11 protein-coding genes are annotated in these 16733 nt (G+C 66.6%); 4 read left to right on the top strand and 7 right to left on the bottom strand.

Annotation, left to right across the window (positions count from 1 at the left end):
• Positions 1-38: 38 nt before the first annotated feature.
• Both MC45_RS19895 and MC45_RS02190 read right to left on the bottom strand, forming a co-directional pair.
• A complete protein-coding gene (locus tag MC45_RS19895) occupies positions 39-1058 on the bottom strand; it encodes a copper resistance protein B (RefSeq protein WP_038658950.1) in 1020 nt (339 codons plus the stop codon).
• Entirely contained in the window at positions 1055-2749 is a 1695-nt protein-coding gene (locus MC45_RS02190) for a copper resistance system multicopper oxidase (protein ID WP_038666257.1), read from the bottom strand. Before MC45_RS02190 ends, MC45_RS19895 begins: the two co-directional genes overlap by 4 nt.
• A 181-nt stretch (positions 2750-2930) precedes the next feature.
• On the opposite strand from MC45_RS02190, the gene MC45_RS02195 reads away from it, so the two are divergent.
• Positions 2931-3206 (top strand): DUF1488 family protein, encoded by a 276-nt coding sequence (locus MC45_RS02195; protein ID WP_038658953.1) that lies wholly within the window; start codon positions 2931-2933, stop codon positions 3204-3206.
• Between the two features lie 59 nt (positions 3207-3265).
• Here MC45_RS02195 and MC45_RS02200 read toward each other — a convergent pair whose 3' ends face one another.
• Positions 3266-3790, bottom strand: coding sequence for a Ros/MucR family transcriptional regulator (locus MC45_RS02200; RefSeq protein WP_038658956.1), 525 nt, complete (start codon positions 3788-3790; stop codon positions 3266-3268).
• Positions 3791-4109: 319 nt separating this feature from the next.
• Here MC45_RS02200 and nhaA point away from each other — a divergent pair, with 319 nt between their 5' ends.
• Positions 4110-5501 (top strand): Na+/H+ antiporter NhaA, encoded by a 1392-nt coding sequence (gene nhaA / locus MC45_RS02205; RefSeq protein WP_038658958.1) that lies wholly within the window; start codon positions 4110-4112, stop codon positions 5499-5501.
• 157 nt (positions 5502-5658) lie between these two features.
• Positions 5659-8460, top strand: coding sequence for a TonB-dependent receptor (locus MC45_RS02210; RefSeq protein WP_038658961.1), 2802 nt, complete (start codon positions 5659-5661; stop codon positions 8458-8460).
• Between the two features lie 6 nt (positions 8461-8466).
• On the opposite strand, the gene MC45_RS02215 is transcribed toward MC45_RS02210, so the two are convergent.
• The 4 genes from MC45_RS02215 to MC45_RS02230 are packed head-to-tail and all read right to left on the bottom strand — an operon-like array spanning position 8467 to position 14225.
• A complete protein-coding gene (locus MC45_RS02215) occupies positions 8467-9528 on the bottom strand; it encodes an LLM class flavin-dependent oxidoreductase (protein WP_245640820.1) in 1062 nt (353 codons plus the stop codon).
• A gap of 28 nt (positions 9529-9556) precedes the next feature.
• Positions 9557-10531, bottom strand: coding sequence for a phospholipase C/P1 nuclease family protein (locus MC45_RS19640; RefSeq protein ID WP_038658967.1), 975 nt, complete (start codon positions 10529-10531; stop codon positions 9557-9559).
• 17 nt (positions 10532-10548) lie between these two features.
• Entirely contained in the window at positions 10549-11691 is a 1143-nt protein-coding gene (locus tag MC45_RS02225) for a YdcF family protein (protein WP_038658970.1), read from the bottom strand.
• 2 nt (positions 11692-11693) lie between these two features.
• Positions 11694-14225, bottom strand: a complete 2532-nt coding sequence (locus MC45_RS02230; RefSeq protein ID WP_038658973.1) for a TonB-dependent receptor — start codon at positions 14223-14225, stop codon at positions 11694-11696.
• A 219-nt stretch (positions 14226-14444) separates the two neighbouring features.
• On the opposite strand from MC45_RS02230, the gene MC45_RS02235 reads away from it, so the two are divergent.
• On the top strand, positions 14445-16619 hold the full coding sequence (locus MC45_RS02235; protein WP_245640821.1) for a TonB-dependent siderophore receptor: 2175 nt from the start codon (positions 14445-14447) through the stop codon (positions 16617-16619).
• Positions 16620-16733 lie beyond the last annotated feature (114 nt).

A 16733-nucleotide genomic window follows, 5' to 3' on the forward strand; every position in this document is an offset into this window, starting at 1 on the left:
TTGTTCTGAATGGCTTCTATCGGGTTTCGTGCTGACGCTCAGAACCAGCCGCGCACGCCGAACACCAGCGCCGCGCCGCCGGCATCGTCGTGCGTCGTCGGCCGCCGGCGGTGCTCCCACGATAGGCCGACGTAAGGCGCGACCTCGCGTCGTATCTCGTAGCGCAGACGCAGGCCGAGCTCGGCCTCCGACAGTCCCGCGGCGATGCCGCTCGCCGGCACGTCCTGCGCGGCGACGTTGAGTTCGGCGCGCGGTTGCAGGATCAGCCGCTGGGTGACGCGCTGGTCGTAATAGGCCTGGACGCGGCCGAGCAGGTCGCCCTTGTCCGACAGGAACAGCGCGCCCTCGACCTGAAACCAGTAAGGCGCCAGCCCCTCGACGCCGACCGTCGCATAGGTGCGTCTGGCACCGGCGCCGAGGTCCTGCCGCAGGCCGCCCTGCAGATCGACATAGGGGCCGATCGCGCGCGAATAGAGCGCCTGTATCTCCGCCCGATCGATCCGGTCGGTGCTGCCGTCGCCCTCGCTCTTGACGACCAGCCGGTGGATGTCGCCGCCATACCAGCCCTCGCCGTCCCAGCGCAGGCCGTCGCGGCCGTTACGCACCTGCACCTCGGCGAGGTCGAACAGGATCTGGCCGAACGTCATGCCGCCGTGTTCGGCGCGCATCCGCCGGTCCGCCGCCGCCATCGCCGCCGGATCGTAGAAGCGCGCGGCCGCGAGATCGCGCGGCGGTGCGGGTGGCGGCGCGTTGCCGGCGGGCTGGTCGGTGCCGGTGGCCGCCGCTGCCGCGGGAGCGGGGGCCATTGCGGGCATGTCGGGCATCGCGTCTGGGGGGGCGGCTGCGGTGCAATGGCCCATCGCGGCGTGTTCGGGCGGGCAGGCGGTGGGTGCGGCGGGCGCCGTGGCGCGGGGCGTCACCGGCCGCGCCTTGGGCTTCGCCTTCGGCTTGGCTTTGGGACGCGCGGGTGCGGGCATCTGCATGCCGGGCATCTGCATCCCGCCCATGTCATGCATCTGCGCCGCGGCGAGCGCGAGCGCAGGCAGCAGCGCGCTCATGCGCCCGCTCCGGCGGCGGGGTCGGGGCGGACGCTGACCACCTGCATCATCCCGGCATGCATGTGGTAGAGCATATGGCAGTGGAACGCCCAATCGCCCGGCGCATCCGCGGTGAGATCGAAGGTCGCGGTGCCGCCGGGCGCGACGTTGATCGTATGCTTGCGCGGGCTGTGGTCGCCATGGCCGGTGACCAGTTCGAAGAAATGGCCGTGCAGGTGGATGGGGTGCGCCATCATCGTGTCGTTGACCAAGGTCACGCGAACCCGCTCGCCCTCGCGGAACGCGATCGGCGCGGTCACCGCGTTGAGCTTCACCCCGTCGAACGCCCACATATAGCGTTCCATGTTGCCGGTCAGGTGGATGCGAAGTTGCCGCGACGGCGCGCGCGGATCGGGATTGGCCTCCTGCGCGACGAGATCGCGATAGACGAGCACCCGGTGGCCGACATCGGCGAGGCCCTGCGGCGGCTCGCCGGTCCGGTCCGTAGGCATCGGCGCGATCGTCTGTACGACCGGCGTCCTCGGCACGTCCGGCGCGGCGGCGAAATCGCGCATGCCGTGATGCATGCCGGCCATCCCCGCCATCTCCCCCATCCCCATGTCGCGCATCGTCGCGAGCGGACGCCGGCGCAGCGGCGGCACCGCCGCGCGCAGGCCGAGCCGCGGGGTCAGCGTCGCCCGCGCCATCCCCGACCGGTCCCACGCCTCTGCGACCAAAGTATAGGCGCGATCCGCCGGCGTGACGATCAGGTCATAGGTCTCGGCGACCGCGATCTGGAGTTCGTCGACCGTCACCGGCCGCACGGTCTGCCCGTCCGCCTGCACCACCGTCAGCGGCAGGCCGGGGATGCGCAGGTTGAAATTGGTCATCGCGGCGGCGTTGACGATGCGCAGCCGTACGCGCTCGCCGGGTGCGAACAGCGCGGTCCAGTCGTCCTTGGGGCCATGACCGTTGACCAGATAGGTATAGGTGGCGCCGGTCACGTCGGAGACATCGGTCGGGTCCATCCGCATGCCGCCCCAGGCGAGGCGATCCCTGGCCGGCTGGTCCCGCCCGGCGAGCAACCCGGCCAGCGTCTGCTTCTGATAGTTGAAATAGCCGCCCTGCTGCTTCAGCTTGGTGAAGATCGCATGCGGGTGCAGCGGGCTGTGATCGGAGAGCACGATGACGTGTTCGCGGTCCGCCGCGATCGGATCGGCGCCGGCGGGATCGATGACGATCGGGCCGTAATGCCCCATCTGCTCCTGCAGGCCGGAATGGCTGTGATACCAATAGGTCCCCGCCTGCACGACGGGGAATTCGTAGGTGAAGGTGGTGCCCGGTGCGATGCCGGGAAAGCTGATCCCCGGCACGCCGTCCATCTGGAACGGCACCAGCAGCCCGTGCCAGTGGATCGACGTCTCCTCGGCGAGGCGGTTGGTCACCGCCAGCCGCACCCGCTGCCCCTCGCGCAGGCGCAGCAAAGGCGCCGGCAGCGTGCCGTTGACGCCGATCGCATGCGTCGGCCGGCCGTCGATCGTCGCCATCAGGTGATCGACGGTGAGCGTGATATCGGGGCCGGTCAGCGTCGGCAGCGCCGGCGCGAGCCCCGTCGACACCGGCTGCGCCCAGGCCGGCAGCCACGGCACGGCGAGTGCGCCGACACCGAGACCGGCATCGCGCAGGAAGCCGCGGCGGGAGGATGAGGTCATGCCGGGCCATTTGCGCATTGGCCGCCGCGAAGGCAAGGCCAGTGAGGCATCGCGACCCGATCGCACTTTTGATACGGGCGCGTTATGGTCGATGGCGCGCCGGCATGGAACATCATCCGACGCCCAGCGCTATCCGACCTGACCCGCCGATCGCGGGATGATTTGACGAAAGAGGTACCACGTGGCCGCAGACAAGCTCGAAATCGACAATGCTTCCATCCTCGACAATCCGAACGAGCGCCAGGTCGAATTCTCCGGCGAGGTCGACGCCGAGGAACTGCAATTCGCCGTGCAATATGACGTGCTCGAGGCGTTGAGTGGCGACGCACCCGAGGAAGACGATGCGGTCGAGATGTTCAACCGTTTCTCGGACGAGATCGCCGAGGCGGGGCTCGCCGCACTGGCGCGCAATCCGGATCAGCCGTTGATCGTGATCAGCGAAAACGATCTGGAATGAGGGACCGTGCCACGGGCGGCCCTCGCTGAGGGCCGCCCGTGGTGTGCATCGCGAGGGTCTTATTCCTCGTCGGTGCCGAGCGTATCCTTGGCCGCCTGCAGCGCGGCCTTGCCGCCCTTGCGCGGCGCCTTGGCGGCACCGGCCGCGGCGCCAGCGCCCTGATCGACCTTCTGGCCGGCCTTGCGACCCAGGCCGATCGTCTTCGCCATCGCGCTGCGGCTTTCGCTGTAGGACGGCGCGACCATCGGATAGTCGGGCTTCAGGCCGTAACGCTGGCGATAGTCGTCCGGCGTCAGGCCGTGCGTGGTCAGGTGCCGGCGCAGCGTGCGATACGGCTTCCCGTCGATCATCGAGATGATGTGATCGCGCGACGCCAGCGATTTGCGCACCGAGACCGCGGGGACATAGTCTTGCGCCGCCTGCTCGGGCTCGGCGGCGTCAGGGCTGGCGAGACGGCCGACCGCGGCATGCATCGACTGGAGAAAGGCCGGCACATCGTCGGCGTTGGTGCGGGTGTTGGGATTGCTGAGCCAGGCAATGGTCAGCTCGGTGGCCAGTTCGACCGTGTTGGTTTCCGTCGTCATGGGGGGTACTCGCTTCGTCGGACAAAAGGCGCCGGACACCCGGGGGAGGGTCGGCTGTAACCTACATGCCCTTTGACGGTCGAAAGTCAAAGGAACAATTTCAGGCCTGCGTCCCGAAATGGCTTCGACACTTCAACGATCCGGTACAAAGCATGATCGTCGCATTGTCGGCAGCGTCGCTCAGGCAAAGATCGACGAACAACTCGGCTGCTAGATACGTCTAATCTGCACCACCAAGGCTTACGAGGGTCAGCGCGGCCGGGAACGCACCGGAGTGCTTATCCGTATCATTTCCCAAGGTTTGCTGAACAGGAATTCCATGGCTCTCAACCCCCGCCTGTCCGGGCGCGTCGCGGCACGGGCCCATCATTCGCCCGCTGCGGCGATCCTGCAGAAAATCGAACCATTTTTCGCGATCGGCCAGGTCTCGGGCGGGCCGCTGCTGATCGCGACGATCGTCGCCTTGGTCGTCGTCAACTCGCCGTTCGGCGCCGGCTATGCCCGGTTGTGGGACCGGCCGGTAAGCTTCAGTTACGGTGCCTGGACCTTCGGCCGGCCCGCCGCCGAATGGATCAACGACGCGCTGATGCCATTGTTCTTCCTGATCATCGGCACCGAGGTGAAGCGGGAGTTCGTCAAGGGATCGCTCGCCTCGTGGCAGACCGCGATATTCCCCGTCGCCGGCGCGATCGGCGGGCTGGTGGTGCCGGTCGCTCTCTATCTCGCCTTCAATTACGGCACGCCGACGCAGCACGGCTGGGGCGTCGTCGCGGCGATGGACACCGCCTTCAGCCTGGCGATCGTCGCGATGTTCACCACCCGCCTGCCGCCGGCGGTGCGCGCGGTGCTGCTCGCCTTCGCCGCGATCGACGACGTGTTCGGGCTGCTCGTCATCGCGGTCGCCTATACCGCGACGATCGACTGGTGGTTCGTGGCGCTCGCGGCGGCGGGGTATCTCGGCATCGTCGGCCTGCTACGGCTGCGCTGGGTCGCGTCCATCCCCTATGTCCTGCTCGGCCTCGTCGTGTGGATCGGCGTGTTCGGCTCGGGCATCCATCCGACGATCGCCGGGGTCGCGGTCGGCCTGCTGCTGCCGACCAGCTCGCGTCTGTCCGAAGGGGTGTTCGCCGAACGCGTGCAGCGCCCCGTCGACCAGTTCAAGGAAGCCGTCGCCGCGGCCGAGGATACCGACGATCCCGCGGTCAAGGAAGAGGCGCGCGATCACGCGCAACAGCGGCTCGGCTACATCCACGAAATGGCCGCGGCAACCGACGAGGCCGCCGAACGGCTCGTCCGGGTCCTGACCCCGTGGGTCTCCTACATCGTGCTGCCCTTGTTCGCGGTCTCCAACGTCCGCATCCATTTCTCACCCGAGCTGGTCGGCGAGGCGCTGCATTCACCGTTGAGCGCGGGTGTCGTCGTCGGTCTGGTGATCGGCAAGCCGCTCGGCTTCCTCGCCGCGACGTGGCTGGCAACGCGACTGGGGCGGGCGACGTTGCCCGATGGCGTTACGTGGCAGATGGTGCTCGGTATCGGCGGTGTCGCCGGTATCGGCTTCACCATCTCGCTGTTCATCGCCGAACTCGCCTTCGCCGATGTCGCCGAGACCGAACAGGCGTCGCTTGGCATTCTCGTCGCATCGATCCTGTCCGGTCTGCTCGGCTATTTTATCTTTTGGCGGGCAGCGACGCCCAAGTCGGAAACCGAATAGGACGAGTTTTAATTCAACGATTTACTTGCGATCTCACGCCGGGCGGGTGTCACCGCTTTGCAACATTGACGCTCCGTCTACGTATACGATATCCACTTTCCTGGGAATGCCGACAGATAACAGTCTGATTCGGTGCAAATATCAGGGGAGTTTGATCATGAAGGCTGCGACGTTCCTCCTATCCGTGGCGCCGCTCGCGCTCTTCGCGGCGCCGGCGCTGGCCGCGCCGAACGGCCAGACCGACAGCGCCACGCCGCAGGGCAGCGAGACGGAGGAGCGCACCGGCGATCAGGACATCATCGTCACCGGTTTGCGTGCCAGCCTGCAATCGGCGCAGCGGATCAAACAGACCTCGGACTCGATCGTCGATGCGCTGGTTGCGCAGGACATCGGCAAGCTCCCCGACAATCAGGCGGCGGAAGCGCTGGCGCGGCTGCCCGGCGTGCAGGTCACCCGCTATGACGACGAGGCGACCGGCGTGCTGGTCCGCGGTCTGCCAGACGTGACCTCGACCTATAACGGTCGCGAGATCTTCACCGCGCAGAACCGCAACGTCGCATTACAGGACTTTCCGGCGCAGGCGCTCGCCGGCATCGAGGTCTATAAATCGGGCACTGCCGACCTGATCGAGCCGGGCCTCGCCGGCCTGATCAACGTTCGTTCGCGGCGGCCACTCGACTTCAAGGGCCTGTTCGTCGGCGGCGGTTTCCGCGGCACGTACAACGACCAGAGCAAGAAATACGACCCGACCGGCAATATCCTCGTATCGGATCGCTGGACGACGCCGATCGGCGAGATCGGCATCCTCGCCAACGTCACCTATGCGCAACAGCAGTATCGCAACGCGGTGCGCTACAACGACCAGTCGGTGCAGAAGGTCAGCTCGCTGTCGCCGGTCACGCCGGCGACTGCCGGCAATCAATTCTATTATCCCTATTCGGTCGGCCTCTACAGCAGCGGCGGCCGCCGGTATCGCCCGTCCGGCAATATGGCGCTTCAGTGGAAGCCGTCTGACAAATTCGAAGTCTATTTCGACGGCATCTATCAGGGCTATCGCGGCCGGCAGGCGACCGACTGGTTCGCCGCCGATCTGCGGGGGATCGACAGCGTTCGCGGCGCGCCGGTCATCTCCAACGTCGTGCTGATGCCCGGTCGGACCGATCAGGCGGCAAGCCTGACCAAGAGCGGCGGTGTCGCGCCGACCGCTTATCGCAGCACCGGCGCCGATTATACCAACACCTATCAGGGCGCGTTCGGGGCGATCTGGCATACCGACAAGGCGGTGCTCTCGACCGATCTTGCCTATACCAGTTCCGAATATGGCGCGCGCAGCTGGAGCTTCGATAGCGCCTTCGCCAATTCGCCGACAGTCAATGCCGCGTTCGACGTGCAGGACGGCTCGTCCTTCGACTTCGTCGGGTTCGACGCGAAGAACCCGGACAATTATATCTGGCGCGGTTATTACGAAAGCCGCGGCGTCGCCAAGGGCAAGGGTTGGCAATGGCGCGGCGATCTCGTCCTCGACACCGAGATCGAAGCGCTGCCCGAGATCAAGTTCGGCTTTCGCTACACCGATCGCGACGCATCGGCGAATAACGGCAATCGTTATGCCTATACGCTGCCGCTCAACGTCCCACTCGCCAGCCTTCCCGTGGGCCAGCTTGAGCTGATCCAGAATACGTTTCGCGGCGACGCCCAGAAATTTACCCAATATCTGATGCCGACGCGTGACGGTATTGCCGGGAACGTCGCGGCGCTGCGCACGCGGTCGATTGCCGCCCTGCGTCAACTGGTCGCGCTGAACCCGACGGATACCGGTTATCGCGACGCGCTGACCAAATTCCTCGCCGACGACGTGCCGATCCAGCCGTACGACCAGTTCTACGCGAAGGAGCAAAGCTACGCGGCTTACGCCCAGAGCAAATATCATTTCGATATCGGCTCGGTGGGTTTCGACGGTACGTTCGGCGTCCGGCTGGTCAATACGGCCGGCACCTATTCCGGTACGTCGCGCATCTACAACAATGATGTCGAGACTCTGACGCCGCAGACGATCAAGCAGAATTACGTCGACGTGCTGCCCAATCTCAGTCTGCGGATCAAGCCGCTCGAACAATTGCAGCTCCGCTTTGCCTATACGAAGACACGCACGCGGCCCGACTTCGGCACGCTCAACCCGGCGCTCGTCATTACCCAGAATATCGCCGGCGGCGTCGTCGATCCCGATTCGCCGCTGCTCAACGTCAACGCCACCGGATCCGGCGGCAATCCTGACCTGAAACCGCTGACCTCGAACAATTACGACGTCAGCGCCGAATATTATCCGACCTCGACGTCGAGCATCACCTTCGCGGCCTTCTATCGCGACCTGTTTGGCTTCATCGGCAATTACGAACGCCAGATCCAGGACCCGGTCTTCGGCGTCGTCCGCCTGTCGCGTCCGGAGAACGCCGGCAAGGGCAAGATCAAGGGGTTCGAGGTCGGCGGCCAGACGTTCTTCGACTTCCTGCCCGGCGCGCTCAGCGGTTTTGGCGTGCAGGGCAACGTGACCTTCATCAACGGGCGGAACGCCTTGCCGGAGGTGCTTGGGGTCGGGACGCCGCTGGTACGCCTGACGGGCGTATCGAAATGGTCTGGTAATGCCTCCGTCTTTTACGAGAAATACGGGGTCACGACCCGCCTCTCGTACAATTACCGGTCCGACTATATTTCCAATTACCGGCAGAATACCGACGGTTCGCAATATACCGGGGTCGGCGTCCGGGCGATCAAGCGGCTCGACTATTCGCTGAGCTACGACGTGCTCAAGCAGGTGACGCTGAGCTTCGACGTGACCAACATCCTCGCTGGGCCGTTTAAGAACTTCAACAACTATACCGCGACACGGACCTATCCAGTCGATGTGCGCTACGAGGGGCGCTATATCGGGCTTGGTTTCCGGTTCCGCTTCGGCGAGTAACCGCGCTCAGCGCCAGCCGAGCGCGGGCGCGACGTGGCGGAGCACGGACTCGATGACGTGGGTGTTATACGCCACGCCGAGCTGGTTGGGCACCGTCAGCAGCAGCGTGTCCGCCTCGGCGATCGCCTCGTCGGCGCGGAGCTGGTCGATCAGCGTCTCGGGTTCGGCCGCATAGGAGCGGCCGAACACCGCGCGCATATTGTCGATCACGCCGATCTGGTCGCTGCTGTCGCCGCGGCCGAAATACTGCCGGTCGCGATCGTTCATTATTGCGAAAATCGATCGCGACACCGAGACGCGCGGGGTGCGGGCATGGCCCGCCTCCTGCCAGGCGGCGCGATAGGCGCGGATCTGCTTGGCCTGCTGGACGTGGAACGGCTCGCCGCTCTCGTCGGCCTTGAGCGTCGAGCTCTGCAGGTTCATGCCCTTTTGCGCCGCCCAGATCGCGGTGGCGTCGCTGCTCGATCCCCACCAGATCCGCTCGCGCAGCCCTTCGGCATGCGGCTCGAGTCGCAGCAGACCCGGCGGGTTGGGGAACATCGGCCGCGGATTGGGCTTGGCGAAGCCCTTGCCCGCGAGCAGTTCGTGAAACAATTCGCCGTGGCGGCGGCCCATGTCGGCGTCGCTCTCACCGGACGCGGGGGCATAGCCGAAATGACGCCAGCCCTCGATCACCTGTTCGGGCGAGCCGCGGCTGATGCCCAGTTGCAGCCGCCCGCCGCTGATCAGGTCGGCGGCGCCGGCATCCTCGACCATGTAGAAGGGGTTCTCGTAGCGCATGTCGATCACGCCGGTGCCGATCTCGATCCGCTTCGTCCGTGCGCCGACCGCGGCGAGCAGCGGGAAGGGCGAGGCGAGCTGCTGCGCGAAATGGTGGACGCGGTAATAGGCGCCGTCCGCGCCGAGTTCCTCCGCCGCGACCGCGAGGTCGATCGACTGGAGCAGCACGTCCTGCGCCGAGCGGGTCGCCGAACCGGGGGCGTCGGACCAATGGCCGAACGAGAGAAAGCCGATGTTCTTCATCGCGACAAACTGGGCGTGATCGAGAGCCGTCGCAAGATTGCGCACGGAATGGCTGCGTTTCCGAAAACTTCTTTCAGCCCGGCGCGGACCCCGTCTCGGGATCGAAGCGGGGGTTGTCGAAGTCGATCGGTGACGGCTTGACCTCGGCCGGCGGCACCGCGCTTTCCGCCCAAGCGCGGCACAGCATGTCGCGCAACATCGTCGCGCCGGCGCTGGTCCGCTCGTAGATCAGCGCGCGCACGTCCTTGTCGGCGAAGTCGCGAAAGCCGTTGCGCCGTTCGAGGATGTAGACGCGCTCCATCTGGTCGCCGGCGTTATCGAGGAAAGCGAGGATCGCGTCGAACATGTCGCCGCTGCGCCGTCCCGGGGCACCGATGCGCGGCGCGAGATCGGCGGCGGTCAGCCGCATGCCGTCGACGAAGCCGCTCTCGAACCGGCCGTGGATCGAGCGATCGGTCGTATAGCCCTTGGGATTGGCGCCGCGCCAGCCGTCGCTGTTGACCGAGTCGTGCAGCGGCTGCGCGCCGTCGCCGATATAATGGCCGAGGCGGATGACGTCGAAGGCGCAATGCTGTTCGGCGAAGGCGGCATCGTGCTGCGCCGCCTGCGCCGCGCGGACCTGCCGCATGCAGACGATGATCCGCTGATATGCCTCCATCGCCGCATAGGGGAGAGTGCCCGTCCAGCGCACGTTGGTGCGCGCCGCGGTGGCGGGATCGCTGCGCTTGATCGCTTCATAGTGTTTGAACAGCGCGATGACGAATTCATAGCGCGAGCGCGGGATCGGCTTGAGGAAGGTGAATTGCTCGCGGAACCAGCCGTGGTTCGGGTCTTCCTCGATCTTCGCGAAATTCTCCGCGGCGTTGCGCCACGCGTCGGGCAGCGCGGCGGAGCTGGCGATATAATCGACGTGCCGGCGCAGGAAGACCGGGCCATCGTCGGGGATCGCCGCGATCGCGGCACGGTCGATCACCGCGTGCGCGGTGCCGCCCCAGGCGAGCGCGGGCGTCGGCAGCAGGGCGAGGGCGGCGAAGAGGAAGCGGCGCATCGGCGGAGGCTTTCGGATCAGGGGTCGAGTGGATCGCGCGGATCGATGCGCAGCGATTTGGGCGACGGGCGGAATTCCAGCTCGGTCGGTGACAGACGCCGGCCGACGGTGCCCGGCTCGTAGCCGAGTTCCGTCAGGTTGCGTTGCGCGAAGGCCGGGCTGGCGATCGTCTCGCTCTGGCCGGGATTGCAGACGATCAGCGTGTCGCGGTCGAGCGGCGCGCCGATTGCGGCAAGCACCCGTGTCGCGTTGCGCAAATTGGTCGTGGTGTGGCGCGCATAGGGTTCGATCAGGATCGCCTCGGCGGGGATGCCGTAGCGGTCGATCAGCGCGCTGCGCATCTGCTCCGCCTCGGTGAAGCGCGTCGCGCGGGGATGGGCGCGGCCACCGGTCAGCAGGATGAAGGCGATATCGCCGCGCGCGAACCGGTCCGCGGCGAGGCGGACGTGATATTTGCCATAGGGGCTGAGCGCCGCGTCCGGCGTCTCCGGACCGACGCCAGTGAGGATCAACGCGCTATACCGCCAGCGCGACCAGTCGAGCGTGCGCGCGCGCCTGACGGCGGGGGCGTTGAAGCCGCCGGTGATCGGCTCGAAGCCGATCGCGTCGGTGCGGTCGCTGACGTCGAGCAGCGCCAGCGTGAATTCGACGCTCGGGTCGAGCGCCTGCGCCGACCCGTCGCGCGGCGTCCGCGCCAGCCAGTCCGCCGCCTGCACCCGCGCGCGCAGCTCAAGCGGATCGAGTATGCCGGCGCCGTCGATCTGCGGGTAGCGTGGCACCTGATTGAGCGCATAGGTGCGCAGGATCGTGTTGATCCCCTCGATCTCGCGCGCCGCCTGCGCGCGTGCGCCGTCATCGGCACGGCTGGCGTTCGCCGGCACCGCCGCCGTGAGCGCAGCGCCGTCTTCGGGCGTCCACACCATCGCCTGCGCGAGACAGGCGAGATCCTGCGCGCAAGCCGTGCGCCGCGCAGCGCGTGCCGCGAGCATCGCCGCAACGCCGGGTTGTGCCTCGAGCCGGGCGGTCGCCACCGGGTCGCCGCCGAGTGCGTCGAGCAGCGGGAACAGTCGGTGCGACAGCGCGGCGACGACGCGGTCGCCGGCCGGCGCGGCGGCGGCGGGCACGCATGCCAGCATCAGCGCCGCCGCCGCCAGCCGCATCCTCACCACGATTTGCCGACGACGAGGCGGACGTTGCGGCCGAAGATCGGCCGGCCGTAGATCGCCTCCGGGCTGCCTTGGCCGCTGACCTGATCGGTGCGCGTATTGCCCTCGGTCAGGCCGTGCGCATTGAACAGATTGTCACCGACCACCTGCAACTGCCACGTCCCGTGCCGCACCGTCACGCCCGCCCCCGTCGTGCCATAAGCGGGCAGCGCCGTGCGATTGTAGAAGTCGACATAGCGCTTCCCCATATAGGTGTAGCGACCGTACAGCGAGATCGCATTGCCGCCCAGATCGAAGTCGAAGCTGGGGCGGATGTTGCCATAGATCTTCGGCTGGCGGACGATCTGTTTGCCCTCGGCCTGCGCCGGGTCGGCGCCATTGGCGTTCTGGAAGTTGCGATATTCGGGGTCGCTGACCGTCAGCGCGCCATTGAGCATGAACCATGGCGTGATCGCCAGCGCGCCGTCGAATTCGACGCCCTTGACCTTGGCCTTGCCGATGAAGGGGACGTTGACGTCGTTACGCCCCGTCGTCGGGTCGAAGGCGAGGAACGAGGCGTTGAGCGGATCGAAATTGGTGTAGAAGCCGGTGACGTAGAGGTACGAACGGCCGGCGGCGAGCTTGAGGCCGGCCTCATATTGGTTGGCGATCGTGGTGATGATCGTCGGGTTGATGCTCATCACGGTCTGCACGCTCGGTGGCGTTTCGAGATGCGCGGCGCGGCCGTAGACGCCGATATGCGTGTTGAAGTCGTAGTTGGCGCCGGCCGTCCAGTTGGTGGCATGCGTCTTCAGCCGCTGGTTGATGATGCCGCCGGTGAAGGCGCGGGTCGCATCGTCGGCCAGCGTGGTGGCATCGCCGAGGTTCGCCGCACCGGTAAGCAAGGCATAGCCGTTGTAGTTATAGCGCTCGTGACGGATGCCCGCATCGATGCGCAGTCCCGGCACGATCTCCCACGTATCGTTGGCGAAGACCGCGACCATCTGTGCGTCGGAATCGCCCTTGGTCAGCGTCGCGGCGTAGCTGAGCGCGCCATTGTCGGTGACCCGACCGATCCGCGTACCGGCGGCATTGTAGGCGACGAGATCGAGCGTGCGGGGCCGGCTCGCGACCTCGATCAGATAGTTCTGGTAGATCGTCCGGCTGTCCTCGCCATACAGACTGCCGTACAGGCCGAGCTTGAGGTCGTGGCTGCCGAAGCCGGTCTCGAACTTCTTGGCGACCGACAGATTGATCTGGTTCGAATAGAATTTCGAATGGATGTCTCGATACTGGCCCTGCATGACCAGCCCGGACGCGCCATAGGGATCATAGACCGTGTTCGTGCCTGCCAGCACGTAGCCCAGCGACGTGACGGGGCCGAATGCAGTCGTCGCCCGCGCCTGATAGCCGCTGGCGAAGGCATTCGCATCCGCCGGATTGGTCGTCGAATAAAAGGCGGTGAAGTCGAGTTTGCCCATCGTGAAGCCGGCCTTGGCGGAGACCAGCCAGCCGTCGAATTCGGCGTCATATTGCGCGCCGACGTTGACCATCCGCATGTGTCGGCCGTCGCCCAGATCGCTCGCCTCGTTCTGCACGACGCCGGCGCCGTTGCGGTAGCGCAGGTCGACGTTGCGCAACGCCGGCGAGTTCAGCGTGCCGCTGAAATAATCGATGTAGCGGTCGAGCGACACCGACGGATTGCGCGGGTCGGCGGTCGGGATCGGCAGGTAGAAGACGTTGTGGTCGTTGACGTAGTTGACGCTCACCCGCAGCGAACCGTTGTCGAGGTCGTGCTTGATGTTGGCGCGGAACTGGCCGCCCTTGTCGTTGGGGAAGCCGTTGTCGCGATAGCCGTCGTGATAGCGGACGAAGCCGCCGACCGCATAATAGGTCCGGTCGCCGAGCGGCCCCGACTGGACGAAATCGCCGCGATACAGGCCGGTATCGCCGAGCGTCAGCTGCGCCTTGCCGCGCACCGTGTCGCGGCCGGTGACCTCGATCGCGTTGACGATCGCGCCCGAATAGCTGGCATAGACCGGTGCCGGGCCGCCGCGGACCACCTCGACGCGCTCGGTCATCAGGTCGGGCTTGAGGATCGCGTCGCCGCGGAAGAAGACGCCGTCATTCTCGTGAAACAGCGGCAGGCCGTCCTGCTGGAAGCTGACGAAGCCGCCGTCGTTGGGCAGGCCGCGGATGCGGTAGATGTTCTGCACCTCGCCGCCGGTGATCTCGGTCTGGAAGCCGGGAAGCTGGCCGATGAGGTCGGCGAAATTGACCGGCGCGATCTTCTCGATGTCCGCCTGCGTCACCGTGTTGATCGCATAGGAGGCGTCGAAGCGGCGCTGCGCGCGCGTCGATCCGGTGACGATGATGTCGCGATCCGCCGGCTCGGGCGTGGTGGCACCGGTCTGTTCGGGCGCCGTCGCGGCGTCGGCCGTCTGGGGTGCATCCGGCTGGGGCGCCGCGGTCTGGGCGGAGGCCGGCGCGGCGAGGATCGTGCAGAGCGAGACGAGCGCGGTGCTGGTGGCGAGAACGGATTTGAACATGAGGCCCCACTGTTGATCGTTCGATGTGCTGATCGCTGCCGTCGTTGCGGCGTGCCGCGTCCCCTTGGTCAAGGATTGTGACATTCCCGCTTAAACCGCGAAAAAACTTTCGAGCCGGGAGCGGAGGTTGAGCGGATCACCCGTTGAAACGGCCGACAGCGCTATTGCGAACGCTTAGCGTTTGATTACGGGGCGCCGTTCGAAGGGGGAACGGCAATCATGAACATCTGGAGCAGCGGCCTGTTGGCCGCGGGCCTGGCGGCGGCGACGCCCGCCGTCGCGGCGCCGTCATCGGCGGCGGACGACCGGCCGCCGCCGACCGGATTGGGGCAGGACATCGTCGTCACCGGCCGTGCCTCGCCCGCACCGAAGGGCGCCGACGATCGCTACCAGCCGACCCCCGATGCCTCGACGTTGCGCTCCGCCGCGACACCGCTCGACACGCCGCAAGCGGTCAACATCGTCCCCGCGCAGGTGATCCGCGATCAGCATCCGCGCTATCTCGACGAGGTGCTCGCCAACGTCAGCGGCATCACCCAGGGCAATACGCTCGCCGCGACGCAGGATACCGTGCTCAAGCGCGGCTTCGGCGGCAATCGCGACGGATCGGTGATGCACAACGGCATGCCGCTGGTGCAGGGCCGCGGCTTCAACGCCGCCGCGCAGAGCGTCGAAGTGCTCAAGGGGCCGAGTTCGCTGCTCTACGGCATCATGGACCCCGGCGGCGTCATCAACATCGTCAGCCGCAAGCCGCTGCTCGCGACGAACGGCTCCGTGGCATTGACCGGATCGAGCTATGCCGCGGGCCGCGCCGGGCTGCAGGCGACCGTCGATCTGACCGGGCCGATCGCCGGCGCGCTCGCCGGCCGGATCGTGCTCGATCATCAGGACGAGGATTATTGGCGAGTCTTCGGCACCCGCCGCGACACGCTCGTCGCGCCGTCGCTCGGCTGGTACGGCGCCACGACGCAGGCGGTGTTGTGGTACGAATATCGCCGCTTTTCCTATCCGTTCGACCGCGGCATCGCGCTCGATCCGCGCACGCTGACGCCGCTGGCGATCCCGCGCCGCCGGCGGCTCGACGATCCCGTCAACCGGATGTGGGGCGACAGCCATCTCGTCCAGCTCGCGGTCGACCATCAGCTCGGCGACGGCTGGGCAGCGCATCTCGCCGCCAGCTTCAACAGCGAAAGCTATGATGCCGGCCAGTTACGCGTCACCGGGATCGACACCGCCAAGGCGACGCTGACCCGCAGTAACGATGCCACCCGCGGATCGCTCGGCACCGACGCCTATGTCCAGGCCTATGCCGATGGCCGTTTCGGTCTCTTCGGCGCGGAGCACCACGTCATCCTCGGCGTCGAGGGCGAATATCGGCGCTACTATCGGCGCGACCTCATCCGGCAGAAGGTGCGTTACGGCTTCAACGTGCTGCGGCCGGTCTACGGTCGCGAACCATTCCCGACCACGGTCTCGCCGACGGACAGCGACCAGACCGACCGGCTCAACAACGTTTCACTGTTCGGGCAGGACGCGATCCATCTCGGCGACCACTGGATCGTCACCGCCGGCGGCCGGCTGATCAGCTTCCGGCAGCAGGCGGGGAAGGGGCGGCCGTTCGTCACCAACACCGATCTCGACGGCTGGTCGTTCGTCCCGCAGGCGGGGCTGGTGTGGAAGGCGGCGGACGTCGTTTCGATCTACGCGAGCTACACGCGCTCGCTGAAACCCAATTCCACCGTTGCGCCGCTCGATGGCGGTGCCGTCATCACCTCCGCCATGCCGCCCGAGCGCGGCCGCTCCTACGAGGTGGGCGCGAAGCTCGATCTGCCCGACGGCATCACCGCGACACTGGCGCTGTACGATATCGACAAGCGCAACGTGCTGGTCCGCCAGTTCGACGCGAAGACCGCGCTCAACGTCTATCGCACCGCGGGTCGCGCCGCCTCGCGCGGCGTCGAGCTCGATCTCGCAGGGCAGGTGACGCGGACGCTCAGCCTGATCGGCAGCTATGCCTATACCGATGCGCGGACGACGGAGGATCCGGTGTTTGCCGGCCGGTCGCTCGCCAACGTCGCGCGCGATACCGGCTCGCTGTTCTTCGCCTATGACGTCGGGGCGCTGGCGGGAGACGACCGGCTGCGCTTCGGCGGCGGCGGGCGCTATGTCGGGCGGCGTCCCGGGGACAATGCCAATAGCTTCTGGCTGCCCGCTTATACCGTCGTCGACGGCTTCGTCAGCTACGACACGACGCTCGCCGGGCGGACGGTGGCGTTCCAGTTCAATCTCAAGAACGTCTTCGACCGCACGTATTATACGTCGGCGGTCAATGCCTATGGGGTGGCGATCGGCGATCCGCGCCGCGCGGTCGGCACCATCCGGTTCGCGCTGTGACGGTCGCGGTGAATCGCCGGCGACGACCGAGGCGTTCACGAAGCTTCGTCGATCGCCTCAAGAAAACCATCACCCCGGAACCAGTCCGGGGTGATGGGTGGTAGCTACAACTTG

The organism is Sphingomonas taxi, assembly GCF_000764535.1.
Taxonomy (GTDB): Bacteria; Pseudomonadota; Alphaproteobacteria; order Sphingomonadales; family Sphingomonadaceae; genus Sphingomonas; species Sphingomonas taxi.